Genomic DNA, 25,732 nt, shown 5'->3' on the forward strand with positions numbered 1-25,732 from the left:
CCATCACCAAAGATCTATTTTGCCGTCCAATGTAGTAAAGCCCTTCTCGGCAGCAGTGGCTTCCCAGTCATCGGATTCCGCGATCTGCTGCGCGTCGCTAACTACCGAAGGATCAGCCACTGCAGCCAAATGGCCGCGCCTGCGACCAGCAGATTTCTCGGCTGTGTCAATCGACAGAGGGTCGGCCAGAGGGGTACGGTGAATAAGCGATCCAGCTCGCCGTGCCTGGCGCAGATGAGCCGCAGCGAGCATCTGCGCCACTTGTTCACGGGCCGGCATCATGTCTTCGAAATCGCCGATTTGTAGTGGATCACGGCTGCGTAGAGCCTCTATGGGCTTATGCAGAATGATCATCTGCCGTTCATAGACTTTTCGGTAAAGGGCGGGGGTAATTTTCTCGTCGTTCGATAGTGCGTACCACTGGGTTAGCATCATCAATTTCGCTAGGAAATCAGTATTCCCCTGGCTCAGGTCGTACAATGTTTCGTTAAGCTCGGGCGTGAATTGGACCAGCTCCCTTGTCCAATTGTAGGCAAGGAAGGTTTGTACCAAGGCACTCCATTCGTCGTCGTCGATCCGAAACCGATCAAAGTAATAATCGCTCATGCCAAGGGCACGCCTTGCGTTTCGAACAACCTTGGAGAAAAGTTTGAAGGTGGAGTTCGTGCCGGAATAAACTAGCGGTATGCCCGAATCATTAGATAGGGTCAGGAAAAAATTGAGAATGCGCTGCTTTGCTTCAGTATCAGCTAACAAATTTAGATTCTGTAACTCGTCAATAATTAAAACGCCCACATTGAAACTGCGGCTGAGCTGACTGACGTGCTGAAGCAGCATACTGACACTCGCTCTTGGCTTCATGTACCTATCAGTATAATCACTGCCGATTGCTGCATCGAGCGCAGCGAAAAAAGCAGCACACAGACCGCGCGGGGAGCCATCGTGAGGACAATCAATTTTTAGCCAGACAACCTGCGTCCTATTCAAGGCCTTACCGGCATATCGCTTGTGGACAATCACTTGAGGATAGGTCTTGACCACGCTGTTTAGCATTGTGGTTTTCCCCATGCCACTCAACCCAAAAATTGCGAGCGAGGATGCAGAGGATTTGAAGCCGCAATGCCGTAGTTGAGAATCGTCAGCTGCATGAAGCATGGCCACAGCGTTCCGATCAAAGGGGTTTCGAGCAGTGTAGCCTGCCCTAATCAGTTGGCTTAGGGACGCTTCGAACTGAAGATGCAGTTCCATAGGTACAACAATGTCGCTAATACGGCTAACGCAGTGCGCTCTGAGCTTTGCACTCAATGTCATCTCTGCCGCGCTGGGAAATTCGGGAAAATTGCAGAGCAGTTCGCCTATAGCCTCATCTTCATGGATGGCGGGAAGCGCCTCTATCAGAGGGTTGCCGTCATAATGAGCGAGCCCGGTCGGAGTGTAGATCGCAGCAGATGAGCGAAGCATTATTCAGGCCTTTTGAGCTTGGAGGAGATCAAACTCAAAACGACCTTCTTGCGCGCTGTGGGCTCGCGCGTCGAGACGTCTTGATCCGATTGCTCAGCGGAAGGTGGCGATGAGAGCGCCAAATCGTCGGTCTTCAATCGCGATAGATCAGCACTGTCTGCTGCCCGAAGCACCACTACCTCTGAACGGCGATTAACTAACTTATTGGCCTTTGCCGCAGCTTTGGATGGCGGAGCGGGCGAGGCCTGTTTCATTTTTTTCGCTTGCTGGGATATTTCATCGTTGGCATCTCTTGTCCGAGCTGCTTTGTTGAGCCGGTCGTACTCTTTGTCAGGTGATACTTGCTTCAAGATCGCAATCCGGTCTTCAACCTCCTCTAGCCGAAAACCGCTATATTTTTCCTTCAGGTACTCAACTACTTCCAAGCGAACGAAGCCCGCCCCATCACGGATCCAAACATTATCAACGCTATTTGGGTCATACCAAACCTTCAGCCGCTGGACGCCGAAGTTATGAGCTTTGGCAAACCATTCCTCGCGCTGAGCCAGGGCGCAGGTGTAGTACACCCCTTTGAAGTAAATACCCGCTCGGCGTACGGTTGCTAGCGCGGAGGGTAATAGACCAATCTTGATCTCCGTATCCGTGCGAGTCTTTAGCCTCAGGAGATTATTCTCCATTCCCCACTTCCAAATATCGATCGGATAGAGATCTATCTCATCCCGGACCATATCGTTAGTGGCGAGATGTGGTAAATGTAGGGTGGAGTTGTGGTAGAGGATTTCATTAATAATGATTGACGTGAACTGATCTAAATCGTACTGAGCATCCAGCTGATAATCGCGATCCCCACGCTCGTTTCTTCGAGCGTCGACGCCACCCGGCATGAACTTAAGGCTAAGCCCTTGATTAATGAGCTTGAAACGACTCTCTACGATGGACTTCCAATCAGGCCTGTAAGGGGGCGCAATTTTCAAAATCACATCAAGGGTGTTGGAAAACTCCTCGCCTGCATGACTAAGCAGCTCCGCCCGGTCTGCTGAAACCTCAGCCGGGATGTGATGGCACGGCCACTCATCTTCATCGATTGTTATGCCATAGCGCTTGCAATAATCCACTTTGCTTGTAAATGCGTTGTATAACGCATGGCGAGCACCCTCCCAGCTTGGACCTTCGAGTCCGACGTGTACTCCCACAATCATGCGCGAATAGGCATCCACTACAATATAAAGTACAGGCCTTCCTATGATCCAATTTCTATTCACACGGTGGACGAGATAAATATCTGCAATAGTGGCGTCTATCTCGTATCGATGAGCCGGGCCGGATACACCATCAACAGCACTACCTTTAATAGCGCGATGGTCTTTAAGCCAACGAATCTCACCGGCGTGGGACTTCAGTATAGACAGACGATCGAAGTATTGACCCGAGTATCGTCTGAACTGGGTTATGGTCGGATGTTTACCGCGTTTGACATCTCCGACAGTCCCATCTGAATGTATCTCTCGATAATAGTTTTGGATCATCCAGTCGAAAGATTTCTTAACTGAAGACTCCTGTTTGTTGACATACCTTAGAAAGGACGTCTCAATGCAGATCAGGTCAAAGTCATTGATTCGTATCGCTCGATCCTTCTTGACGATTCCACGGTAGAGCGGCGGCCTCCCTGGTTGAGCGCCCTCCTTGTAGACCTTCCGTTTTCCTGGGGCGCCCCACTTGGTCGATTGCCAAAGGAATACGTTTTTGGACTGACCATGCGCCCAATATCTATAGAGTAGCCTATAGATCATCACTCGCGAAACGTTCAGCCTAGCCGCATGGTCAGCTACGAGCTTACCGAAGCCACCATCCACAAACATATCGCCGGCGGTTTTATCTACGACGATGTCTTTAATAAGCTTCCATGCTTTTTCGCGTGACAATTTTTCTTTATCACTGAGCTCGTCCTCATCCTTAAGCATGTATGCCGCAGGGAGGTCCTGCTCAACTCGGAGGATTCCCTGCTCCAGCTCGTAGGAAATCTCCTCAATGCCGATCACGCCTGGCTTCTTCAAGGGGTACTCAAGCCCAATGATCAGCGCCTGCCCGGTACTATGGTTAATATCTATAATCCTTGAGACCGACTTTATTAAGGCGGATTCGAGTACCGGGACTAAGACATAATTAATGGGCAATTTCACAACGTGACCTCACCGAAATATACCGCTGTGGAGGGCACTGTTAGCCCCATCAGAGGCTTAGATATTCCAAGTTCGAACTCATCTAAATTAACTATGATTCGCTTATGCCAAATAAGATAAAAAACTAGCTCTTTTACAACCGAGTATTCTATATATACGTTCTGACTGATAAGCCTCAACAATCGCCTCAGTGAAATACGCTCTACTTCGACTGGGTCGGCAGCACTCAGGAACTGCAGAATCTTCTTGACGTTGTTGTCAGATGCAATAGACAAAGGCAAATTGGCATAGCTTCGAATGATGATGAGATTCTTGATCTTCATGTGTGGAAGATCTTCGAAGAAGCATAGCTTCGATTCGACTCCACGCCGCGCCCAATACTCTTTCTCGATTTCTTGCTTTTCGAAGATGCGCTTTCGCTTTTCGACAGAAGCGTTAGCTATTTCACTTCGATATTTAAGTGAAATTGCGACAAGCGTCGTCGCATCAGCTCCAGCGCGGGTGTAGCTAAGCATGAAGTCTGCGGTGTGAACGAACGGCACATCCGTACCGATATAACGGGCGGGCTTGATATTTTTTTGCAACGCGATGGAGTGGGTCTCATCGTAATCAAGCAGCGGGAACTGCTCACGGATGTCCGTGATGTCTTGATTGAACTCCATCAGGACGAAGAAACTGAATTCGCCATTGGACAAGCAGTGATGCCCGCGAGCGACCCGGACTCCAGGCACGACTCTGGACGTGCCCCTGGAAGGAACCGACCGGATTTTGAGCCAGGGCCGGTAGGACTCACGTTCACCGCTGCCGACGCCTTTTTTGATCAGCTTCTCGAGGTAATCCCTGCTAACAAGCTTTCCCCGACGCGGATTGAAGGCCGCGGGAGGTGTCGGATTGGGCTGGGAGGGATTCATAGCGGCGCCAGCCTCGGAGTGCAAATCGCTTCAAATCGACGATGCGGCCGCTATACAGCCGCTTGAACCCCGATTTTACGCCTCCGAGGGGCTTGTTACCTACTTAATTTCGCTTGTTACCTACTTAATTTTTTTTGTTACTCCCTTTTTTAGGAAGCAACACCAAGCTCCCGCGCCCATCCGTTACTCAACCGTAACCGACTTGGCCAAGTTACGCGGCTGGTCCACATCGGTGCCTTTCAGCACAGCCACGTAGTAAGACAGCAACTGCAGCGGAATGGTGTACAGGATCGGCGCCAGGGCATCGGCGATGTGCGGCACCTGGATCACGTGTGTGCCCTCGCCATTGGTCATGCCCGCATGTTCGTCCGCGAACACCACCAATTCACCACCACGGGCCCGTACTTCCTGCAGGTTGGACTTCAGTTTCTCCAGCAGTTCGTTGTTCGGCGCAACGGTCACCACCGGCATATCGTTGTCCACCAGTGCCAATGGGCCATGCTTCAGTTCGCCAGCTGGGTAGGCTTCTGCGTGAATGTAGGAGATTTCCTTGAGTTTGAGTGCGCCCTCCATCGCCACCGGGTACTGGGCGCCACGGCCGAGGAACAGGGTGTGGTGCTTGTCGGCGAACAGCTCGGCGATTTTCTCGACGGTGGCGTCCATGGCCAAGGCCTCGCCAAGGCGCGTGGGCAGGCGGCGCAGCTCTTCGACCAGATCGGCCTCGACACCGGCCGGCAAGGTGCCGCGGACTTGGCCGAGCGCCAGCGTCAGCAGCATCAGCGACACCAGCTGGGTGGTGAAAGCCTTGGTCGAGGCCACACCGATTTCCGGGCCAGCGAGGGTCAGCAGGGTCAGGTCCGACTCACGGACCAGCGAGCTGATACCCACGTTGCAGATTGCCAGGCTGCCGAGGAAGCCCAGCTCCTTGGCGTTGCGCAGAGCAGCGAGGGTGTCAGCGGTTTCACCAGATTGCGAAATGGACACAAAGAGGGTGTCTGGCTGCACCACCACCTTGCGGTAGCGGAATTCACTGGCCACTTCCACCTGGCAAGGGATGCCGGCCAGGCCTTCGAGCCAGTAACGGGCGACCATGCCTGCGTGGTAGCTGGTACCGCAGGCAACGATCTGCACATTGCGCACTTTGGCAAACAACTCTGCAGCCTGAGGGCCGAAGGCCTGGACCAGAACGTGATCTTTACCCAAGCGCCCTTCCAGCGTGCGCTGAACCACGGTTGGCTGCTCGTGGATTTCCTTGAGCATGAAGTGGCGGTAGTTACCCTTGTCGGCGGCCTCGGCGCCTTCATGGTACTGCACGGTTTCGCGCTGGACTTCATGCCCGGCCTGGTCCCAGATGGTGACCTGATCGCGACGGATCTCGGCGATATCGCCTTCTTCCAGGTACATGAAGCGGTCGGTCACCTGGCGCAGGGCCAGTTGGTCGGATGCCAGGAAGTTCTCGCCCAGGCCCAGGCCGATGACCAGCGGGCTGCCGCTGCGTGCGGCGAGCAGGCGATCAGGCTGGTGGATGCTGACCAGCGCCAGGCCGTAGGCACCGTGCAGGCGTTTCACGGCCGCCTTCAGCGCATCTGCCAGGTTCGGCACGCTTTTCAGGGTATGGTGAATCAGGTGCACGATGACTTCGGTATCGGTCTGCGAGGCGAAGACATAGCCCAGGCCCTTCAGTTCTTCGCGCAGCTCCTCGTGGTTCTCGATGATGCCGTTGTGCACTACCGCTACTTCATTAGCAGAGAAGTGCGGGTGGGCATTGCCTTCGGTGGGTGCACCATGCGTCGCCCAGCGGGTGTGGGCGATACCCAGCCGACCACTCAGCGGCTGGGCAGCAACGGCCGCTTCCAGCTCGCTGACCTTGCCGATACGGCGGCGACGCTGCAGCTGGCCTTCCTGGGTGAGCACGGCCAGGCCGGCGCTGTCGTAGCCACGGTACTCAAGCCGCTTGAGGCCTTCGATCAGGATGGCGGTGATATTACGTTCGGCGACGGCACCAACGATTCCACACATGAATTATTGCTCCTGGCTGATCGCGGCACAGATCAAGTTGATGCCGCGGGCTTGAATGTGTTCGCGTGCCGCTGCGGGCAGGCGTTCATCTGTAATAAGGGTATGCACGCTGCCCCAGGGCAGCTCGAGGTTGGGGATCTTGCGCCCCACCTTGTCCGACTCGACCATCACGATCACTTCGCGGGCGACCTCAGCCATTACCCGGCTCAGGCCAAGCAACTCGTTGAAGGTGGTGGTGCCCCGCGCGAGGTCGATGCCATCGGCACCGATGAACAACTGGTCGAAATCGTAAGACCGCAGGACCTGCTCGGCGACCTGCCCTTGGAACGATTCGGAGTGCGGGTCCCAGGTTCCGCCGGTCATAAGCAGTACCGGTTCGTGCTCGACCTCGCTGATGGCGCGAGCCACATTCAACGAATTGGTCATCACCACCAGGCCGGGCTGGCGGCCCAGTTCCGGAATCATAGCGGCGGTCGTGCTACCGCTATCGATGATGATCCGAGCATGCTCGCGTATACGACCCACCGCTGCACGGGCGATAGCTTTTTTGTAGGCAGAGACCGGGTGCGCGGGTTCGCTGAGCATTTCCTGCGGTACCGGTACTGCACCGCCGTAACGGCGCAGCAGCAGGCCGTTCGCCTCCAGCGCGGCAAGGTCCTTACGAATGGTCACTTCCGAGGTTTCGAAACGCTTGGCCAAGGCATCCACACTCACTTCGCCCAGCTCGCTGAGCAGGGCCAGGATGTTGTGGCGGCGTTGAGGGGTGTTTCGTTTCGACATGATCGGTTAAATTTCGTTTCGAAAGATAATGATTGCAATCAAAACCTAAGATGAGCGATTCGTCAAGCTGTGCATAACTTTACTGGCGGCAATTTTTCTTTGGCTTGTCCGCAACGCCGGCACCGCGATGTATAGCACCGGCTTTGCCGGTGTTCGCGGGCTTGCCCGCTCCCACACTGGCCGCGCCCACACATCGGGTTGCATAGCGCACAAAAAAGCCGACTTACTCACATAGGTCGGCTTCGAGGAAAGCAGCTGTGGATAAATCAGCTCTTCTTGATCTTCTCCGGCCGCTTCCAACCTGGGATGTTGCGCTGGCGTGCCCGGGCCACTGCCAGATCACCTGCTTCAACAGCCTGCGTAATGGTAGAACCAGCGGCGGTAGTGGCGCCGGCCTGGATTTCCACAGGCGCTACCAGCGAGTTGTTCGAACCGATGAATACATCCTCACCCATCACTGTCTTGAACTTGTTGGCACCGTCGTAGTTGCAGGTGATGGTACCTGCGCCAATGTTGGTACGTGCGCCGATTTCGGCATCCCCCAGGTAAGTCAGGTGGCCAGCCTTGGCACCCTCTCCAAGGTGAGCGTTTTTCAGTTCTACAAAGTTACCCACATGGGCTTTGGCATCCAGTACGCTGCCAGGGCGCAGCCGAGCAAACGGGCCGGCATCGCTGCCCTCGCCCATCACCGCACCGTCCAGGTGACTGTTGGCCTTGACCACAGCCCCTTTGCGCAGGGTCGTGTTCTTGATTACACAGTTGGGACCGATCTGCACATCGTCCTCGATGACCACTTTGCCCTCGAGTACAACGTTGATGTCGATCAGCACGTCACGACCGACGGTAACGTCACCGCGCACATCAAAGCGCGACGGGTCACGCAGGGTTACACCCTGGGCCATCAGGCGACGCCCTTCACGCAACTGGTAGTGGCGCTCCAGCTCGGAAAGCTGGCGACGGTCGTTGGCCCCCTGCACTTCCATTGGATCGTGGGGCTGCTCGGTAGCCACCACCAAACCATCGGCCACCGCCATGGCGATGACGTCGGTCAGGTAATACTCACCCTGGGCGTTGTTGTTCGACAGACGACCCATCCAGCCAGCCAGGCGCGCCGCTGGCAGCGCCAGAATGCCCGTGTTGCCTTCGTTGATCGCTTTCTGCGCTTCGCTGGCATCCTTGTGCTCAACGATGGCGGTGACATTGCCTTGCTGATCGCGAACGATGCGACCATAGCCGGTCGGGTCGTCGAGGGTGACCGTGAGCAGGCCCAGTTGCTGGTCATTGGCCTTGGCCAGCAGCCGCTGCAGGGTCTCCACTTCGATCAGCGGCACGTCGCCGTACAGTACCAGCACAGTGTCGGCAGTCAGCGCTGGCAGTGCCTGTGCAACGGCGTGGCCGGTACCCAGCTGTTTATCCTGCATGACGAAATTCAGGTCATCGGCGGCCAGGCGCTCGCGGACCAGTTCGGCACCATGGCCAATGACCACATGAATACCTTGCGGCTGCAGCTGGCGCGCGCTGTGGATAACATGGCCGAGCATGGAGTTGCCGGCGACCGGATGCAGCACTTTGGGGAGCGCCGAACGCATGCGCGTACCTTGGCCTGCGGCGAGAATAACGATATCGAGGGACATTACTGGCTACCAATCCTGGGCGGTCAGCTGCGTGACCAGAATAGAAATTCGGAAAAAGAAAAAGGGTAGCCGAGGCTACCCTTTAACTCAATCGCACTGGCAGTAAGCGGCCTGGGCCGGATTACTTGCCTCTGCGCATTTGCTGGACAGTACGCAGCTGAGCAGCCGCCTCGGCCAGACGTGCGGCTGCAGCGCCGTAGTCGAAGTCCGAGCCTTTAGTGTTCAGCGCGTTCTCGGCAGCCTTGAGGGCTTCCTGAGCCTGAGCTTCGTCCAGGTCGGCAGCACGTTGCACGGTGTCGGCAAGAACCTTCACCATGTTCGGCTGCACTTCGAGGAAGCCACCGGAGATGTAGAACACCTCTTGAGTGCCACCCTGCTTGGTCAGCGTGATCGGACCTGGCTTGAGATTGGTGATCAGCGGCGCGTGGCCTGGAGCGATACCCAGATCGCCCAGGTTGCCGTGCGCTACTACCATCTCGACCAGGCCGGAGAAGATTTCTCCTTCCGCGCTGACGATGTCGCAATGGACTGTCATAGCCATCTGCTTGCCTCAACCTGATTAGCGCCCCTTGCGGGGCGCCGGGATTACAGTTTCTTGGCTTTCTCGATCGCTTCGTCGATGCTGCCGACCATGTAGAACGCTTGTTCTGGCAGGTGGTCGTAGTCACCTTTGAGGATGCCGCTGAAGCCAGCGATGGTGTCTTTCAGGGAAACGTACTTGCCTGGCGAACCGGTGAAGACTTCGGCCACGAAGAACGGCTGCGACAGGAAGCGCTGGATCTTACGAGCGCGGGCTACCAGTTGCTTGTCGCTTTCGGACAGTTCGTCCATACCCAGGATCGCGATGATGTCCTTCAGCTCTTTGTAGCGCTGCAGAACATACTGAACGCCACGAGCGGTCTCGTAGTGCTCGTTGCCGATCACGTTCGGGTCCAGCTGACGCGAAGTCGAGTCCAGTGGGTCGACCGCTGGGTAGATACCCAGGGAGGCGATGTCACGGGACAGAACGACGGTGGCGTCCAAGTGGGCGAAGGTGGTCGCTGGCGACGGGTCGGTCAAGTCGTCCGCAGGTACGTATACGGCCTGAACGGAGGTGATCGAACCTTCCTTGGTGGAGGTGATGCGCTCTTGCAGAACGCCCATCTCTTCAGCCAGGGTCGGCTGGTAACCTACTGCAGAAGGCATACGGCCCAGCAGTGCGGATACTTCGGTACCGGCCAGGGTGTAACGATAGATGTTGTCGACGAACAGCAGAACGTCGTTACCTTCGTCACGGAACTTCTCAGCCATGGTCAGGCCGGTCAGCGCTACGCGCAGACGGTTTCCTGGTGGCTCGTTCATCTGACCGTAGACCAGCGCTACCTTGTCAAGAACGTTGGAGTCCTTCATCTCGTGGTAGAAGTCGTTACCCTCACGAGTACGCTCACCCACACCAGCGAACACGGAGTAACCGCTGTGTTCCATGGCGATGTTACGGATCAGTTCCATCATGTTAACGGTCTTGCCGACGCCGGCACCACCGAACAGACCAACCTTACCACCCTTGGCAAACGGGCAAACCAGGTCGATAACCTTGATGCCGGTTTCCAGCAGGTCGTTGCCGCCTGCCTGGTCAGCGAACGAAGGCGCTGGCTGGTGGATACCGCGACGCTCTTCTTCGCCGATCGGACCGGCTTCGTCGATCGGGTTGCCCAGTACGTCCATGATGCGGCCCAGGGTGGCCTTACCAACAGGAACGGAGATGGCAGCGCCGGTGTCGACGACATCCAGACCGCGCTTCAGGCCTTCGGTCGAGCCCATCGCAATGGTACGAACCACGCCGTCGCCCAGCTGCTGCTGAACTTCCAGGGTGGTTTCCGCGCCTTGTACTTTCAGCGCGTTGTAAACACTCGGCACGACGTCACGTGGGAATTCCACGTCGATGACGGCGCCGATGATTTGAACGATACGTCCGCTACTCATAGCTGGATCCTCTGATTTTTTGAACCGTTAAACCGCGGCAGCGCCGCCGACGATTTCCGAGATCTCCTGGGTGATCGCAGCCTGACGCGCCTTGTTGTAGATCAATTGCAGCTCTTTGATCAAATCACCGGCGTTGTCTGTGGCGTTTTTCATGGCGATCATCCGGGCTGCTTGTTCAGCAGCGTTGTTCTCGACCACCGCCTGGTAGACCTGCGACTCCACGTAACGCACCATCAAGCCGTCCAGCAGCTCTTTTGCGTCGGGTTCGTACAGGTAGTCCCAGTGGTGCTTGAGTTCCTGATCCGGGGTTGCCACCAACGGTACCAATTGCTCGACCGTCGGTTTTTGGGTCATGGTGTTGATGAACTTGTTCGAAACCACCGAGAGGCGATCGATACGGCCGTCCATGTAGGCGTCCAGCATCACTTTGACGGAGCCGATCAGATCATTGATCGACGGCTCTTCGCCCAGGTGGCTGATCGCGGCTACAACGTTGCCGCCAAAGATGCGGAAGAAAGTCGCACCCTTGCTGCCGATCACGCACAGGTCGATTTCCACGCCCTGTTCGCGGTTTTCGCTCATGTCCTTGACCAGGGCCTTGAACAGGTTGGTGTTCAAGCCACCGCACAAGCCACGGTCACTGCTCACCACGATATAACCGGCGCGCTTTACAGGGCGCTCGATCATGAACGGGTGGCGGTATTCCGGGTTGGCGTTGGCCAGATGACCGATCACCTGGCGGATACGCTCCGCGTAAGGACGGCTAGCAGCCATGCGCATTTGTGCCTTGCGCATCTTGCTGACCGCCACTTTCTCCATGGCGCTGGTAATTTTTTGCGTGCTTTTGATGCTCGCAATCTTACTGCGAATCTCTTTTGCGCCTGCCATGTATCACCTATCAGGTTAGCAAGCGGGGGCCGGAGCCCCCGCTGCGGCTTACCAGGTCTGGGTGGCCTTGAACTTCTCGATACCGGCTTTCAGGCCTGCGTCGATTTCGTCGTTGAAGTCACCCTTCACGTTGATCTTCGCCATCAGTTCGGCGTGATCACGGTTGAAGAAGGCGATCAGTGCTTGCTCGAAGCTACCGACCTTGGAGACTTCCACGTCAGTCAGGAAACCACGCTCAGCGGCGTACAGCGACAGAGCCATGTCCGCGATGGACATCGGCGCGTACTGCTTCTGCTTCATCAGCTCGGTTACGCGCTGACCATGCTCCAGCTGCTTGCGGGTCGCTTCGTCCAGATCGGAAGCGAACTGGGCGAATGCAGCCAGTTCACGGTACTGAGCCAGAGCGGTACGAATACCACCGGACAGCTTCTTGATGATCTTGGTCTGAGCGGCACCACCTACGCGGGATACCGAAACACCGGCGTTCACTGCAGGGCGGATGCCCGAGTTGAACATGGCCGATTCCAGGAAGATCTGACCGTCGGTGATGGAAATCACGTTGGTCGGAACGAACGCGGAAACGTCGCCAGCCTGGGTTTCGATGATCGGCAGGGCGGTCAGGGAACCGGTCTTGCCAGTGACTGCACCGTTGGTGAACTTCTCGACGTATTCTTCCGAAACGCGCGATGCACGCTCCAGCAGACGGGAGTGGAGATAGAACACGTCGCCTGGGTACGCTTCACGTCCTGGTGGACGGCGCAGCAGCAGGGAGATCTGACGGTAGGCAACGGCCTGCTTGGACAGGTCATCGTAAACGATCAGTGCGTCTTCACCGCGGTCACGGAAGAACTCGCCCATGGTGCAGCCGGCGTATGGCGCCAGGAACTGCAGTGCGGCGGATTCCGAAGCACTGGCAACAACCACGATGGTGTTGGCCAGGGCGCCGGTTTCTTCCAGCTTGCGAACGATGTTGGCAACGGTGGAGCGCTTCTGGCCGACAGCAACATAAACACAGAAAATACCGGAGTCTTTCTGGTTGATGATGGCGTCGATGGCCATGGCGGTCTTACCGATCTGACGGTCGCCAATGATCAGCTCGCGCTGGCCACGGCCGACAGGGATCATGGCGTCGACGGACTTGTAGCCAGTCTGTACAGGCTGGTCTACCGACTTACGCCAGATCACGCCTGGAGCCACTTTCTCGACCGCGTCGGTCTGGGTGTTGCCCAGCGGACCTTTGCCATCGATCGGGTTGCCCAGTGCGTCAACGACGCGACCCAGCAGTTCCTTACCAACAGGAACCTCCAGGATGCGGCCGGTGCACTTGGCGCTCATGCCTTCGGCGAGGGTGTCATAGGCACCCAGGATCACTGCACCTACGGAGTCTTGCTCCAGGTTCAGGGCCATACCATAGACGCTGCCAGGGAACTCGATCATTTCGCCGTACATGACGTCGGCCAGACCGTGGATCCGCACGATACCGTCGGATACCGAAACAACGGTACCTTCGTTACGGGCTTGGGAGCTCACATCGAGGTTGTCGATGCGGCCCTTGATGATTTCACTAATTTCGGAAGGATTGAGTTGCTGCATTGCTCTGCTGCCCCTTCAAACTCAAGATTTCAATGCTTCGGCCAGTTTCGCGATTTTGCCGCGAACAGAGCCATCGATTACCAGGTCACCTGCGCGGATGACGACGCCGCCAATCAGGCTGGCATCCTCCGACGCGTGCAGGCGCACTTCCTGGCCTAACCGTGCACTGAGAACCTTGGCGAGTTTGTCTTGCTGTTCTTGGTTCAACGCGAAGGCACTGGTGACTTCCACGTCCACGGATTTCTCTTGCTCGGCCTTGTACAGGTCGAACAGGGCGGCAATCTCCGGCAGAAGCAGGAGACGGTCGTTTTCCGCGGCAACATGAATGAAATTCTGTGCCTGTGCATTGAACTTGTCACCGCACACGTCAATGAACGTGGCGGCCTTTTCTGCGCTCGTCAGTCGCGGGGCCTTGAGCAGGCGCTGCATGGTGTCGTCTTGCGACACCGCAGCAGCCAGGCCGAGCATGGCTGACCAATTGGCCAGTTGCTGATGGGCCTGGGCGTGCTCAAAGGCAGCCTTAGCGTAAGGTCGGGCCAACGTGGTCAGTTCTGCCATGATCGCCCTCGCTTAAATTTCAGCGGCCAGTTTGTTAACCAGCTCCGCATGCGCGTTTTGATCGATTGTGGCGCCAAGGATCTTTTCAGCACCGCCAACGGCCAGGGCACCCACTTGGGCACGCAGGGCGTCTTTAGCACTGTTCAGTTCCTGTTCGATCTCGGCCAGAGCCTGAGCCTTCACACGGTCAGCTTCGACGCGGGCCTGTTCACGGGCTTCCTCGACAAGCTGAGCAGCGCGTTTCTTGCTTTGCTCAATGATTTCGGCTGCCTGTGCCTTAGCTTCACGCAGTTGCTGACCCGCTTTTTCTTGGGCCAGCTCCAGGTCGCGAGCTGCGCGGTTGGCAGCGTCCAAGCCGTCAGCAATCTTCTTTTGGCGCTCTTGCAGAGCAGTGATGACCGGAGGCCATACGTACTTCATGCAGAAGAGTACAAAAATCAAGAAGGCAACGGATTGGCCAATCAGGGTTGCATTAATATTCACGCCAACACCTCGCTCGGTCTTTGGTTCATCACAGCTATCAACTCGTGGTTACGAGTGATTAGCCGGCGATTTGACCAACGAACGGATTCGCGAAGGTGAAGAACAGAGCGATACCAACACCGATCATGGTTACGGCGTCGAGCAGACCGGCAACGATGAACATTTTAACCTGCAGCATTGGAACCATTTCTGGCTGGCGAGCAGCGCCTTCCAGGAATTTGCCGCCCAGCAGGCCGAAACCAATGGCGGTACCCAGAGCACCCAGGCCGATCAGCAGAGCAACAGCGATAGCGGTCAGACCAACTACAGTTTCCATCTTTCCTCCCGACTTTTACGTCGTATTGGTTAGGTTTTTAAGTTGAAGCGGTAAAACAAATCGTTTGGTACAGCATGCCCTTGCGGACTTTTTAAGCCCTCCCCCAAACGAGCGGGGAAGGCTATCAGACACGCCAGGCGGTCTTAATGGTTATCTTCGTGCGCCATCGACAGGTAGACGATGGTGAGCATCATGAAGATGAAAGCTTGCAGGGTGATGATCAGGATGTGGAACACCGCCCACGCCCATTGCAGCACGACACCCAGGCCGCTCAGCCACAGCAGGCCGGAACCGAACATGACCGCGATCAGGATGAACACCAGTTCGCCGGCATACATGTTGCCGAACAGACGCAGTGCCAGCGAGATCGGCTTGGCGATCAGGGTGACGAATTCGAGCAGGAAGTTGACCGGAATCAGCAGGATCTGCACGAAGATGTTCTTGCTGCCGAACGGGTGCAGGGTCAGCTCACCGATGAAGCCGCCCAGGCCCTTGACCTTGATGCTGTAGAAGATGATCAGCGCGAATACGCAGAACGCCATGGCCAGGGTCGCGTTCGGGTCGGTGGTCGACACGGCGCGGAACGGAATGTGCGGATCACCGGAGATCAGGATGGCCAGCTGAGGAATCCAGTCGACCGGTACCAGGTCGACGGCGTTCATCAGGAATACCCAGACGAAGATGGTCAGCGCCAGCGGTGCGATGACCGGGCTACGGCCGTGGAAGGAGTCCTTCACGCTGCCGTTGACGAAGTCGACCATCACTTCCACGAAGTTCTGCAGGCCGCCAGGCTGGCCGGAGGTGGCCTTCTTGGCCGCCATGCGGAAGATGAACAGGAAGATCAGACCCAGCGCGACGGACCAACCCAGGGTGTCCAGGTGGAACGCCCAGAAGCCCATTGCCTTGGCTTCTGCAGCCGAATGGGCAAAGCCCCAGCTGCCGTCTGGTAGTTGACCGTAGGTCAGGTTCTGCAAGTGGTGCTGGATATAGCCCGAAGCGGTTTCTGCTGCCATGGTTGCCTCAAACGCCCTAAGGTCTCGAAAGTCTTTTATTCATCAGCAGGGGCGCGAACCAGCTGACCAAAAGGGTCAACACGAAGACGCCGAATACTGCTAGCGGCGCCAGTGGCTTCACTCCTGCGAAGGTCAGTGCAAAAAGCACTGCCGTCAAAATCATCTTGCCTGCCTCGCCAGCGTAGAACGACTTGACGATGGCTTGTGCCGCCCGAGCTCCGCTAAAGCGAAAAGCCTTCCAGGCGAAATACACGTTGGGCAGCCAGGCAATCAAACCTCCGCAAAGGCCTGAATATCCACTGACCGCCCCTTTCCACTGCCACAACACCAGGGTCGCCAGCAGGAATACGACAAATTGAGCCAGCAGTACCGGAAAAACCGCCCAGCGATGGAAAGGCAGGCGGTTTGGCGTGCGGATTTCCATCACAACTGCTCCTCGGAAGTCGACCAACAAGTCAGTGATGACTTGGCATAATTTGTGCCGACAAAATGCGCGCAGAGTATAGGGGTGGTTTAACCCCTATTCAACTCTTCGGTAGTGATTTCCGACTGCCCGCTACAACAGCAATTGTTTCAGCGGATGTGTGCAAGCACACCTTGCAACTCGTCAAGCGAGTTGTAGCGAATAACCAATTGGCCTTTGCCCTTGTTGCCGTGGCGAATCTGCACAGCCGAGCCCAGGCGCTCTGCGAGCCGCTGTTCAAGGCGCGTGATATCCGGATCAGGTTTGCCCGTTTCGACCGGTTCAGGTTTGTCGCTGAGCCACTGGCGAACCAGTGCTTCAGTTTGGCGCACGGTGAGACCACGTGCGACAACATGACGCGCCCCCTCTTCCTGGCGATTCTCATCCAACCCGAGCAATGCGCGGGCATGACCCATTTCCAGGTCGCCGTGGGCGAGCATGGTCTTGATCGCCTCTGGCAAGGTAATCAGGCGCAGCAGGTTGGCCACGGTGACCCGCGACTTGCCGACCGCATCGGCCACCTGTTGCTGAGTCAGTTCGAACTCCTGCTGCAGCCGCTGCAGGGCCAGCGCCTCTTCCAGCGGGTTGAGGTCTTCACGCTGGATGTTCTCGATCAGTGCCATGGCGATGGCGGCCTCGTCGGCCACTTCGCGGACCATGGCCGGGATGGTGTCCAGGCCGGCCTGCTGGGTGGCACGCCAACGGCGCTCACCGGCAATGATCTCGTAACGGTTATCGCCGATCGGGCGCACCACGATCGGTTGCATCACCCCATGGTTGAGAATCGAGTGGGCAAGTTCTTCCAGCGCCTGTGGGTCCATGTCCCGGCGTGGCTGATATTTGCCACGCTGGATCAGTTCGACCGGCAGGTGCTGAAGCTCCTTCTGGTCGATCTTCACAGCCTGCTCTTCGAGCGCGCTCACGGTAGGACCACTGAGCAGTGCATCCAACCCACGTCCGAGACCCCGTTTCTTGACGGCCATACGGATTCCTTAAGTTGTCTGTGCAGTGCGCGACTGACGGCGTTGCCGGCGAACCAGTTCCCCAGCCAGCGCCAGATAAGCCAGGGCGCCACGCGATTGCTTGTCGTAGGCCAGGGCCGGCATGCCGAAGCTGGGGGCCTCGGCCAGGCGAATGTTGCGCGGAATGACCGTGTCGTAAAGCTGGGGCCCGAAGTGCTCCTTGAGCTGGGCCGACACATCGTTGTTCAGGCTCAGGCGGGGATCGTACATGGTCCGCAGCAAGCCCTCGATCTTCAGCTCCGGGTTCAGCCTGGCAGCGATGCGCTTGATGTTATCCACAAGGTCACTGAGACCCTCCAGTGCGTAGTACTCGCACTGCATGGGGATGATCACGCCATCGGCTGCGACCAGGGCGTTGAGCGTCAGCATCGACAGCGACGGCGGGCAATCGATCAGGATGTAGTCGTAGTTGTCACGGATGGGCGCCAGCGCGTTGCGCAGGCGGCTTTCCTTGACCTGCATTTCCAGCAGCACCACTTCGGCGGCGGTCAGGTCGCGGTTGGCCGGCAGCAATTGAAAACCACCGTGCTCGGAGTAATGCATGGCCTGGGCCAGGTCGCACTCCCCGATCAGCAGGTCGTAGACCGAGTGCTCGAGTTCGTGTTTGTCCACACCGCTGCCCATGGTTGCGTTGCCCTGCGGATCGAGGTCGATCAGCAGCACACGACGCTTGGTTGCGGCCAGCGAGGCGGCGAGATTGATACAGGTGGTGGTCTTGCCTACACCACCTTTCTGGTTCGCGATTGCGAATACCTTAGCCATTGATGCGCGTGTTCCCAGTCATGCCTTGCGGCGCAGTATCAGCAGATGGCGCTGGCCCTGGCAACCTGGAACGGTCAGGGCCTGTTCGCTTTCCACTGTGAAGTCTGCGGGCAATGCTACCAGTTCATCGGCAGGATGCAGCCCCTTCATTGCAAGCCATTGCGTCCCGGTGTCGCCCAGGTGGCGGGTCCAGTTGGTGAAGTTCTCCATGCTGCTGAAGGCACGGGAGATGATCCCATCGAACGGTTGTGCAGGTTGGAACGCCTCGACCCGGCTGTGGATAACCGTGAGGTTGTCCAGCTTGAGTTCCATTTTCACCTGGGTCAGGAAGCGGGTTTTCTTGCCATTGGCATCGAGCACGGTCACCCGCTTGTGCGGATGCAGGATAGCCAAAGGAATACCAGGCATGCCACCACCACTGCCGACATCCAGCCAGTTGTCCCGCGCGCTGTGGATAAACGCCATGACGCTCAGACTGTCGAGCAGATGCCGCGAAACCATCTCGTCCGGGTCGCGCACGGCGGTCAGGTTGTAGGCTTTGTTCCATTTGATCAACAAGGCCAGGTAGCCGAGCAGTTTTTCATGCTGCTCGGCACTCAGTTCTACACCAAGCTGCCGCGCACCTGTGGACAACTCTTCAGCATGTTGCGGGGTAACCAGGGCACTCAAGCGCTTTGCTCCAATTCGCGGCCAGCGCCGCGTTTTTTCAAGTGAATCAGCAACAGGGAAATCGCCGCCGGGGTCACGCCTGGAATGCGCGATGCCTGGCCCAGGGTTTCCGGGCGGGTCTGGCCCAGCTTGCCCTGGATCTCCTTCGACAGGCCGGAAATGGTCGTGTAATCGATATCCACAGGCAACCGGGTGTCCTCGCTGGCACGCAGGCGAGCGATCTCATCCTGCTGGCGGTCGATGTAACCGGCGTACTTGGTGCGAATCTCGACCTGTTCGGCGACCTGTGGATCGATTGCCTCACCGCCGGTGGCCTCGATCAGGCCGGCGTAGTCGATTTCCGGGCGGGCCAGAAGGTTGAGCAAGCTGTACTCGTGGCTGAGCGGCGTGCCGAACTTATCCACAATGGCTTGGCCTTGTTCGGTATTGGGTCGTACCCAAGTCGACTTCAGGCGCTGCTCCTCGCGTTCGATACCGTCGCGCTTGGCGCAGAAGGCCGCCCAGCGCTGGTCATCGATCAGGCCCAGTTCACGGCCCTTTTCAGTCAGACGCAGGTCGGCGTTGTCTTCGCGCAGAATCAGCCGGTACTCGGCACGCGACGTAAACATACGGTACGGCTCCTGGGTGCCCAAGGTAATCAGGTCGTCGACCAGTACGCCGATGTAGGCCTCGTCACGGCGAGGGCACCAGCTGTCACGGCCTTGTGCCCGCAACGCGGCGTTGGTCCCGGCCAGCAGGCCCTGGGCGCCGGCTTCTTCGTAACCGGTGGTGCCATTGATCTGGCCGGCGAAGAACAAGCCGCCGATGACTTTGGTCTCGAGGCTGTACTTGAGGTCACGCGGGTCGAAGTAGTCGTACTCGATGGCATAGCCAGGGCGCACGATGTGGGCGTTTTCCATGCCACGGATCGAACGGACCAGTTCCAGCTGCACGTCGAACGGCAGCGACGTGGAAATACCGTTCGGGTACAGCTCATGGGTGGTCAAGCCCTCGGGCTCGATGAACACCTGGTGGCTTTCCTTGTCGGCGAACCGGTGGATCTTGTCTTCGATCGATGGGCAGTAGCGCGGGCCCACACCTTCGATCACGCCCGAATACATCGGCGAGCGGTCGAGGTTCGAGGCAATGATCTCGTGGGTACGCGCGTTGGTATGGGTAATCCAGCAACTGACCTGGCGCGGGTGCATTTCGGCACTGCCCATGAACGACATCACCGGTATGGGCGTATCGCCTGGTTGCTCGGTCATGACCGAAAAATCCACCGAACGACCGTCGATACGTGGTGGCGTACCCGTTTTCAATCGGCCCACGCGCAGTGGTAGCTCGCGCATACGGTGTGCCAGCGCGATCGAAGGCGGATCACCGGCACGACCACCTGAATGGTTTTGCAAGCCGATGTGGATCAGGCCGCCAAGGAAGGTACCGGTGGTCAGTACCACCGATTCGGCAAAGAAACGCAGACCCATCTGGGTCACCACGCCTTTGACCTGATCCTGCTCGACGATCAGGTCATCGCAGGACTGCTGGAATATCCACAGGTTTGGCTGGTTCTCCAGGATTTCACGAACCACCGCCTTGTAGATGGCGCGGTCGGCCTGGGCACGGGTTGCCCGTACAGCTGGACCTTTGCGGTTGTTCAGAACGCGGAACTGGATGCCGCTCTTGTCGGTAGCCAATGCCATGGCGCCGCCAAGGGCATCGATCTCTTTGACCAGATGGCTTTTGCCGATACCGCCGATAGCGGGGTTGCAGCTCATGTGACCGAGGGTTTCCACGTTATGGGTCAACAGCAGGGTTTTCACACCCATGCGTGCTGACGCAAGCGCAGCCTCGGTACCGGCATGGCCGCCGCCGATGACGATCACTTCAAAACGGGAAGGGAAATCCACCACGCACCTCGTGCCTGTTTTTGCGAATAGAGAAGGTAAGCCGACAAGTATAGGGACTTACCCCCCCTTAAAGAAACCGTCTGAGCAAATTTTGACCAGTCTGTGGATGAGTGGCACACAACAGAAATCAAAGAAGAGAAATTTATAAAAGCTTTGTTTTTATGTTTATTCTTATGCACAGCCCTATCTGTGGATAAACCTTTGTAGGCGTTGAATTACGTCATGTACAGAGAAATTAAAGCCTGTGGTTGGAGTGGCCTGAGGGGTATGGATAACGTAATTTAGCCTGTGGATTAAATGCCTGTTTACCCACAGGGGGTTTTGTCCTCAGAAAAAAAGCATGCTTATCAACGGAGCTGAAGGCGGGTTTTCCACAGGGCTCCTGAGCGCATTTCCAAGCTTGTGTATGAAAAATTGTGAGCCTGTACTGGCCTTCTCGCAGGTAAACCCGTTCCCACAGGAGGGCGGAACAAGCATGGCAAGCAGGAAGCTTGTGGGTGCTGGCAGGCCGGCGATGGCGCCCGCACGGCAGATGCGTGAATTCCAGGCAAAAAAAAGCCGCTCCCGAAGAAGCGGCCCTTGGCAGTGCCCGGCTGTGGATTATTTGCCGATACAGAAGCTGGAGAAGATCCGCCCCAGCAAATCATCCGAACTGAATGCCCCGGTGATCTCGCCCAACGCATGCTGGGCCTGACGCAGGTCTTCCGCCAACAGCTCTCCCGCGCCCGCCAGGGTCAGTTGTGCGCGGCCATGCTCCAAGTGCTCACTGGCCTGGCGCAACGCATCCAGGTGGCGCCTGCGGGCGCTGAAACCGCTCTCGGCAGTCTGTTCATAACCCATGCAGGCCTTCAGGTGGTCGCGTAGCAGCTGCAGGCCTGCGTCATTGCCCTTGGCGCTGAGGGTGATCGTGACGTGGCCATCATCACATTGTTCCAGCCCTACCCGCTCGCCACTCAGGTCTGCCTTGTTACGGATCAGCGTAACCTTCGCCGGGTTTGGCCGCTGGTCGAGAAACTCTGGCCACAGGGCAAACGGGTCGCTGGCTTCCGGCGCTGTGGAGTCGACCACCAGCAATACCCGGTCAGCCTCGCCAATGGCCTTCAGCGCCCGTTCCACACCAATCTTTTCCACATGGTCATCGGTGGCCCGCAACCCGGCGGTGTCCACCACATGCAGCGGCATGCCATCAATGTGGATATGTTCGCGCAAAATATCCCGTGTGGTGCCGGCAATGTCGGTGACGATCGCCGCTTCGCGCCCGGCCAGCTGGTTCAGCAGGCTGGATTTACCGGCATTGGGCCTGCCGGCGATAACCACCGTCATGCCGTCGCGCAGCAATGCACCCTGCCCGGCCTCGCGCTGCACGGTGGATAACTCTCGGCGTACGGTATCGAGCATCGACAGCACGTGCCCGTCGGCGAGGAAGTCGATCTCTTCTTCAGGGAAGTCGATCGCTGCCTCGACGTAGATGCGCAATGCGATCAACGCCTCGGTCAAACCATGCACACGCTTGGAGAACTCGCCCTGCAGCGAGCGCAGGGCGTTGCGGGCCGCCTGGCTGGAGCTGGCCTCGATCAGGTCGGCAATAGCTTCGGCCTGCGCCAGGTCGAGCTTGTCGTTGAGGAATGCGCGCTCGCTGAACTCACCTGGGCGGGCCAGCCGACAGCCAACTTGTACACAGCGCTGCAGCAGCATATCCAGCACCACCGGGCCACCGTGGCCCTGCAGCTCAAGCACGTCCTCGCCGGTGAACGAATTGGGCCCGGGGAAGAACAACGCGATCCCTTCGTCCAGGACCAGCCCTTCCTCATCGCGGAAGGGGCCGTAATGGGCGTGGCGCGGGGTAAGCGTACGGCCGGTGATCAATTGCCCAGCCTTGGCGGCCAGGGGCCCGGACAACCTGACAATCCCCACCCCGCCGCGGCCCTGGGCGGTGGCGATGGCTGCGATGGTTTCACGCACAATGTTCATGCTCGAAAGCCTCTACGACAACAACGACAGATAGCAAAAACGCCCCACTAGGGGGCGTTTTTATTCACAGGCTAGCGTAGCAGCCCGTCAGGCAGCAGCTTTTTTCGTGGCTGCTTCGATGCGACGTGTGATGTACCACTGCTGCGAGATCGACAAGCAGTTGTTCACAACCCAGTACAGCACCAGACCCGCTGGGAACCACAGGAAGAAGAAGGTGAAGATGATCGGCATCATTTTCATCACCTTGGCCTGCATCGGATCCGGCGGCGTTGGGTTAAGGCGTTGCTGGATGAACATGGTGGCGCCCATGATGATCGGCAGGATGAAGAACGGATCCTTGATCGACAGGTCGGTAATCCACAGCATCCATGGCGCCTGGCGCATTTCAACGCTTTCCAGCAGCACCCAGTACAGGGCCAGGAACACCGGCATCTGCACCAGGATCGGCAGGCAGCCGCCCAACGGGTTGATCTTCTCTTTCTTGTACAGCTCCATCATCGCCTGGGACATCTTCTGGCGATCATCACCGAAGCGCTCTTTCAACGCGGCGAGTTTCGGTGCAACGGCACGCATGCGCGCCATGGAACGGTAGCTGGCAGCCGACAACGGGAAGAACAGGCCTTTGATCAGCATGGTCAGCACGATGATCGACCAGCCCCAGTTGCCCAGCAGGCTGTGGATATGTTGCAGCAGCCAGAAGATCGGCTGGGCGATGAACCACAGGAAGCCGTAGTCGACGGTCAGTTCCAGGCCTGGGGACAATTCCTTGAGCTTGGACTGGATCTTCGGACCGGCATACAGCATGGCGCTGGTTTCAACCTTGCCACCGGCAGGTACGTTCAGTGCCGGGCCGGTGTAGCCGATGATGTAGTTGCCTTGGCTGTCCTTGCGCGTCTGAACAACGTTGTTGTCCGACTTGGCCGGGATCCACGCGGTCACGAAGTAGTGCTGCAGCCAGGCTACCCAGCCACCAGACACATTTTCTTTCAAATTGCCCTTGTCCATGTCCTTCATCGAGACCTTTTTGTAAGGCTCGGAAGCTGTCCACAGGGCTGCACCCAGGTAGGTGGCGGTGCCGGTCGCAGTGCTCGAAGACGGATCGCCGCTGGCGTCACGCTTGAGCTGGGCAAACATGTTGCCGCTCCACGGCTGGCTGCTCTGGTTGTCGATCAGGTAGCTGACATTCAGGTCGTACTCACCGCGCTTGAAGCTGAAGCGCTTGATGTAGTTGACGCCGTTGTCGCTGAACTTGAGGTCGACCACCAGTTGCTGCTGGCCGTCAGCCAGTTGGTAGCTTTTCTGCTCGGCGGCATACAGTGGGCGGCCGCTGGCGCGGGCATCCGGGCCGTTGGCGCCGGTCAGGCCACTTTGTGCCAGGTAGACACGCTCACCACCATTGTCGAACAACTGGAACGGGATGTCCGGGTGGTCCTGGCGGCGGGGGTATTTCGGCAGGTTCAGCTGGACGATGTCACCACCAACCGGGTCGATAGCCAGCTCAAGGACGTCGGTCTTGACGCGGATCAGGTCCTTGCTGAGTGCGACCGGTGCCAGTTCGGCAGGGCTGGAGTCGGCGTTGGCGCTCGGTACATCGGCGCTGGCACCGTTGTTACCGGCCGGCACGCCATCGGGCAAGCCCGGCGCAACAGTGCTGGCAGCAGTATTCTGAGTCGGCAAGGCAGCTTGGCCGTAGTCATCGTTCCACTTCAGGACCATGACGTAGGACACGACTGCCAGCGCGGCGATCAGGATCGTGCGTTTAATATCCATGATTACTCGGCTATCGAAGAAGTTCGGGAGGAAGGAGCGGGTGGAACGGGGTCGAAACCGCCTGCATTCCACGGATGACAACGCCCCAGGCGACGAACAGCCAGCCACCCACCACGCCACAAGCCATGATTTTCGATGGCTTCGTAGGCGTAACAGGAGCAGCTGGGGAAGAAACGACAGTGGCTGGCCATCAGAGGACTAATGGCGTAACGGTAAAACTGGATCGGAACGAGCGCCAGTTTACGCATCTTGGCTGTCTACCCCTGCGCAATTGGCGGTGACTACTGGTGCTGGGCGGGAGCGCGCCAGGCGTTTCCAGAGTTTGCCAAAGTGTTGGTGCAATTCCGGGTTTTCTACTTCACCCAATCCCTTGCGCGCGACGATCACGATGTCCAGGCCGGCGAGTAACTGCTGGTTCAGACGAAAGGAATCGCGCATCAAGCGCTTGAGGCGATTGCGTTGAACGGCGAGTTTGACGCTTTTCTTGCCGATCACCAGGCCCAGCCGTGGGTGATCGAGGCCGTTCTCGCGAGCAAGGATAAGCAGGTTTTTCCCTGGAACCTTGCCGGTTGGGGAGTCGAAGACCGCTTTGAAATGCCGGGGTGTAAGCAGTCGCTTTTCCCGACTGAAGTCCTGACTCACCACCTGTGCCGAAAAATCAAATGGCCAGACGCTTACGGCCTTTGGCACGACGACGCGACAGAACAGCGCGGCCGTTCTTGGTAGCCATACGGGCACGGAAACCGTGAGTGCGCGCGCGCTTGATGGTGCTTGGTTGGAAAGTACGTTTCATGGCGTGTTACCTGGTTTGTCGACGACGGGCCGGGATGGCCCCCTTTTTACGAGACCGGCGATTCTAGAGAAAGCAAGCCCGTAGGTCAATTTCCAACCAGTCTTTCCCTATAGAGCATGTGATGGACGGCAACTGCTCGGCCATGACCCCCAGGGTGCTTGATCGAAGGTACGCCTTGGGGACAACATGAAAAAAAGAAGAGAGATATAAAAAGCTTTTCTGATAAACCTATAAAGCTTAGGTGGATAACTTTCTGTGGATAACCTACTCAAGGCCACGGTTAATGGGATGTACAGCGTTTCATAAGTATGTTGTGAAGCCGTGCTGCACTTGTTTCGTAGGTGGTCGCAACCTGTGGATTAAATAGCCTGTTATGCACATGCGAATTATCCACAGGCTACAACTCAGGGTTGTGCATGGCCCTCATGGCGGGTTATCCACAGAGCTTATCAACACCGCCTTCATGCCAATCTGGTCGATAAATGGCTGATTTGTCATGGTTACTCATGTGTCCACATGTGGATAACTGGACGCTCGACCGGTACAATGGCGGTTTGTTTTTGCCTCATCCGGCTTTCAAACTCAGGGGATATCC

The 25,732-nt window shown here is 57.4% G+C and carries 24 protein-coding genes; all 24 read right to left on the minus strand.

Annotated features, from left to right (window positions below; translation table 11 throughout):
* Positions 1–3: 3 nt before the first annotated feature.
* Entirely contained in the window at positions 4–1,461 is a 1,458-nt protein-coding gene (locus L1P09_RS25605; protein WP_100852559.1) for an ATP-binding protein, read from the minus strand.
* On the minus strand, positions 1,461–3,641 hold the full coding sequence (locus L1P09_RS25610) for a Mu transposase C-terminal domain-containing protein (RefSeq protein ID WP_100852560.1): 2,181 nt from the start codon (positions 3,639–3,641) through the stop codon (positions 1,461–1,463). The genes L1P09_RS25605 and L1P09_RS25610 overlap by 1 nt, the downstream gene beginning before the upstream one ends.
* On the minus strand, positions 3,638–4,552 hold the full coding sequence (locus L1P09_RS25615) for a TnsA endonuclease N-terminal domain-containing protein (protein WP_100852561.1): 915 nt from the start codon (positions 4,550–4,552) through the stop codon (positions 3,638–3,640). The genes L1P09_RS25610 and L1P09_RS25615 overlap by 4 nt, the downstream gene beginning before the upstream one ends.
* 183 nt (positions 4,553–4,735) lie before the next feature.
* Positions 4,736–6,571: a glutamine--fructose-6-phosphate transaminase (isomerizing) gene (glmS, locus tag L1P09_RS25620; protein ID WP_235768293.1), complete on the minus strand. Its 1,836-nt coding sequence runs from the start codon at positions 6,569–6,571 to the stop codon at positions 4,736–4,738.
* A gap of 3 nt (positions 6,572–6,574) precedes the next feature.
* Positions 6,575–7,354: a DeoR/GlpR family DNA-binding transcription regulator gene (locus tag L1P09_RS25625; RefSeq protein WP_177331325.1), complete on the minus strand. Its 780-nt coding sequence runs from the start codon at positions 7,352–7,354 to the stop codon at positions 6,575–6,577.
* A 263-nt stretch (positions 7,355–7,617) separates the two neighbouring features.
* Entirely contained in the window at positions 7,618–8,985 is a 1,368-nt protein-coding gene (gene glmU / locus L1P09_RS25630) for a bifunctional UDP-N-acetylglucosamine diphosphorylase/glucosamine-1-phosphate N-acetyltransferase GlmU (RefSeq protein ID WP_235768294.1), read from the minus strand.
* A 121-nt stretch (positions 8,986–9,106) separates the two neighbouring features.
* Positions 9,107–9,526: a F0F1 ATP synthase subunit epsilon gene (locus L1P09_RS25635; RefSeq protein WP_029886844.1), complete on the minus strand. Its 420-nt coding sequence runs from the start codon at positions 9,524–9,526 to the stop codon at positions 9,107–9,109.
* 44 nt (positions 9,527–9,570) lie between these two features.
* Complete coding sequence (gene atpD / locus L1P09_RS25640) at positions 9,571–10,947, minus strand: F0F1 ATP synthase subunit beta (protein WP_009684662.1); 1,377 nt, start codon at positions 10,945–10,947, stop codon at positions 9,571–9,573.
* A gap of 27 nt (positions 10,948–10,974) precedes the next feature.
* A complete protein-coding gene (gene atpG, locus L1P09_RS25645) occupies positions 10,975–11,835 on the minus strand; it encodes a F0F1 ATP synthase subunit gamma (protein WP_009684663.1) in 861 nt (286 codons plus the stop codon).
* Between the two features lie 48 nt (positions 11,836–11,883).
* Entirely contained in the window at positions 11,884–13,428 is a 1,545-nt protein-coding gene (gene atpA, locus L1P09_RS25650) for a F0F1 ATP synthase subunit alpha (protein ID WP_009684664.1), read from the minus strand.
* Positions 13,429–13,449: 21 nt separating this feature from the next.
* Positions 13,450–13,986, minus strand: coding sequence for a F0F1 ATP synthase subunit delta (locus L1P09_RS25655; protein ID WP_003253191.1), 537 nt, complete (start codon positions 13,984–13,986; stop codon positions 13,450–13,452).
* Positions 13,987–13,998: 12 nt separating this feature from the next.
* Complete coding sequence (locus L1P09_RS25660) at positions 13,999–14,469, minus strand: F0F1 ATP synthase subunit B (RefSeq protein WP_003253189.1); 471 nt, start codon at positions 14,467–14,469, stop codon at positions 13,999–14,001.
* A 58-nt stretch (positions 14,470–14,527) separates the two neighbouring features.
* The gene (atpE, locus tag L1P09_RS25665; RefSeq protein WP_003097235.1) at positions 14,528–14,785 is read right to left on the minus strand and encodes a F0F1 ATP synthase subunit C; all 258 of its coding nucleotides are present in this window, start codon (positions 14,783–14,785) and stop codon (positions 14,528–14,530) included.
* A 143-nt stretch (positions 14,786–14,928) separates the two neighbouring features.
* A complete protein-coding gene (atpB, locus tag L1P09_RS25670; RefSeq protein ID WP_003260030.1) occupies positions 14,929–15,798 on the minus strand; it encodes a F0F1 ATP synthase subunit A in 870 nt (289 codons plus the stop codon).
* 16 nt (positions 15,799–15,814) lie between these two features.
* The gene (locus tag L1P09_RS25675; RefSeq protein WP_009684665.1) at positions 15,815–16,222 is read right to left on the minus strand and encodes a F0F1 ATP synthase subunit I; all 408 of its coding nucleotides are present in this window, start codon (positions 16,220–16,222) and stop codon (positions 15,815–15,817) included.
* A gap of 149 nt (positions 16,223–16,371) precedes the next feature.
* Positions 16,372–17,244: a ParB/RepB/Spo0J family partition protein gene (locus tag L1P09_RS25680; protein ID WP_235768295.1), complete on the minus strand. Its 873-nt coding sequence runs from the start codon at positions 17,242–17,244 to the stop codon at positions 16,372–16,374.
* A gap of 9 nt (positions 17,245–17,253) precedes the next feature.
* Positions 17,254–18,045, minus strand: coding sequence for a ParA family protein (locus L1P09_RS25685; RefSeq protein ID WP_009684667.1), 792 nt, complete (start codon positions 18,043–18,045; stop codon positions 17,254–17,256).
* An 18-nt stretch (positions 18,046–18,063) separates the two neighbouring features.
* Positions 18,064–18,714, minus strand: coding sequence for a 16S rRNA (guanine(527)-N(7))-methyltransferase RsmG (gene rsmG, locus L1P09_RS25690; RefSeq protein ID WP_009684668.1), 651 nt, complete (start codon positions 18,712–18,714; stop codon positions 18,064–18,066).
* The gene (gene mnmG, locus L1P09_RS25695; RefSeq protein WP_232892549.1) at positions 18,711–20,603 is read right to left on the minus strand and encodes a tRNA uridine-5-carboxymethylaminomethyl(34) synthesis enzyme MnmG; all 1,893 of its coding nucleotides are present in this window, start codon (positions 20,601–20,603) and stop codon (positions 18,711–18,713) included. The genes rsmG and mnmG overlap by 4 nt, the downstream gene beginning before the upstream one ends.
* Positions 20,604–21,203: 600 nt before the next feature.
* Positions 21,204–22,574 (minus strand): tRNA uridine-5-carboxymethylaminomethyl(34) synthesis GTPase MnmE, encoded by a 1,371-nt coding sequence (mnmE, locus tag L1P09_RS25700; RefSeq protein ID WP_154211357.1) that lies wholly within the window; start codon positions 22,572–22,574, stop codon positions 21,204–21,206.
* Between the two features lie 87 nt (positions 22,575–22,661).
* Positions 22,662–24,344 carry a membrane protein insertase YidC gene (gene yidC, locus L1P09_RS25705; RefSeq protein WP_009684671.1) on the minus strand — a complete coding sequence of 561 codons (1,683 nt, stop codon included), beginning with the start codon at positions 24,342–24,344 and terminating at the stop codon, positions 22,662–22,664.
* A 2-nt stretch (positions 24,345–24,346) separates the two neighbouring features.
* A complete protein-coding gene (gene yidD, locus L1P09_RS25710) occupies positions 24,347–24,592 on the minus strand; it encodes a membrane protein insertion efficiency factor YidD (RefSeq protein ID WP_009684672.1) in 246 nt (81 codons plus the stop codon).
* Positions 24,585–24,989: a ribonuclease P protein component gene (gene rnpA, locus L1P09_RS25715; RefSeq protein ID WP_029886846.1), complete on the minus strand. Its 405-nt coding sequence runs from the start codon at positions 24,987–24,989 to the stop codon at positions 24,585–24,587. The genes yidD and rnpA overlap by 8 nt, the downstream gene beginning before the upstream one ends.
* 13 nt (positions 24,990–25,002) lie before the next feature.
* Complete coding sequence (gene rpmH / locus L1P09_RS25720; RefSeq protein ID WP_003253163.1) at positions 25,003–25,137, minus strand: 50S ribosomal protein L34; 135 nt, start codon at positions 25,135–25,137, stop codon at positions 25,003–25,005.
* Positions 25,138–25,732 lie beyond the last annotated feature (595 nt).

This window comes from Pseudomonas juntendi, from assembly GCF_021560075.1.
Taxonomy (GTDB): Bacteria; Pseudomonadota; Gammaproteobacteria; order Pseudomonadales; family Pseudomonadaceae; genus Aquipseudomonas; species Aquipseudomonas juntendi.

Excerpts from the sequence above, each read along its gene's own strand:
- L1P09_RS25605 (WP_100852559.1), bottom strand. The coding sequence starts at position 1,461 with ATGCTTCGCTCATCTGCTGCGATCTACACTCCGACCGGGCTCGCTCAT.
- L1P09_RS25615 (WP_100852561.1), bottom strand. The coding sequence starts at position 4,552 with ATGAATCCCTCCCAGCCCAATCCGACACCTCCCGCGGCCTTCAATCCG.
- glmS (WP_235768293.1), bottom strand. The coding sequence starts at position 6,571 with ATGTGTGGAATCGTTGGTGCCGTCGCCGAACGTAATATCACCGCCATC.
- glmU (WP_235768294.1), bottom strand. The coding sequence starts at position 8,985 with ATGTCCCTCGATATCGTTATTCTCGCCGCAGGCCAAGGTACGCGCATG.
- L1P09_RS25635 (WP_029886844.1), bottom strand. The coding sequence starts at position 9,526 with ATGGCTATGACAGTCCATTGCGACATCGTCAGCGCGGAAGGAGAAATC.
- atpD (WP_009684662.1), bottom strand. The coding sequence starts at position 10,947 with ATGAGTAGCGGACGTATCGTTCAAATCATCGGCGCCGTCATCGACGTG.
- atpG (WP_009684663.1), bottom strand. The coding sequence starts at position 11,835 with ATGGCAGGCGCAAAAGAGATTCGCAGTAAGATTGCGAGCATCAAAAGC.
- atpA (WP_009684664.1), bottom strand. The coding sequence starts at position 13,428 with ATGCAGCAACTCAATCCTTCCGAAATTAGTGAAATCATCAAGGGCCGC.
- L1P09_RS25655 (WP_003253191.1), bottom strand. The coding sequence starts at position 13,986 with ATGGCAGAACTGACCACGTTGGCCCGACCTTACGCTAAGGCTGCCTTT.
- atpE (WP_003097235.1), bottom strand. The coding sequence starts at position 14,785 with ATGGAAACTGTAGTTGGTCTGACCGCTATCGCTGTTGCTCTGCTGATC.
- atpB (WP_003260030.1), bottom strand. The coding sequence starts at position 15,798 with ATGGCAGCAGAAACCGCTTCGGGCTATATCCAGCACCACTTGCAGAAC.
- L1P09_RS25675 (WP_009684665.1), bottom strand. The coding sequence starts at position 16,222 with ATGGAAATCCGCACGCCAAACCGCCTGCCTTTCCATCGCTGGGCGGTT.
- L1P09_RS25680 (WP_235768295.1), bottom strand. The coding sequence starts at position 17,244 with ATGGCCGTCAAGAAACGGGGTCTCGGACGTGGGTTGGATGCACTGCTC.
- L1P09_RS25685 (WP_009684667.1), bottom strand. The coding sequence starts at position 18,045 with ATGGCTAAGGTATTCGCAATCGCGAACCAGAAAGGTGGTGTAGGCAAG.
- mnmE (WP_154211357.1), bottom strand. The coding sequence starts at position 22,574 with ATGAACATTGTGCGTGAAACCATCGCAGCCATCGCCACCGCCCAGGGC.
- yidC (WP_009684671.1), bottom strand. The coding sequence starts at position 24,344 with ATGGATATTAAACGCACGATCCTGATCGCCGCGCTGGCAGTCGTGTCC.
- yidD (WP_009684672.1), bottom strand. The coding sequence starts at position 24,592 with ATGCGTAAACTGGCGCTCGTTCCGATCCAGTTTTACCGTTACGCCATT.
- rpmH (WP_003253163.1), bottom strand. The coding sequence starts at position 25,137 with ATGAAACGTACTTTCCAACCAAGCACCATCAAGCGCGCGCGCACTCAC.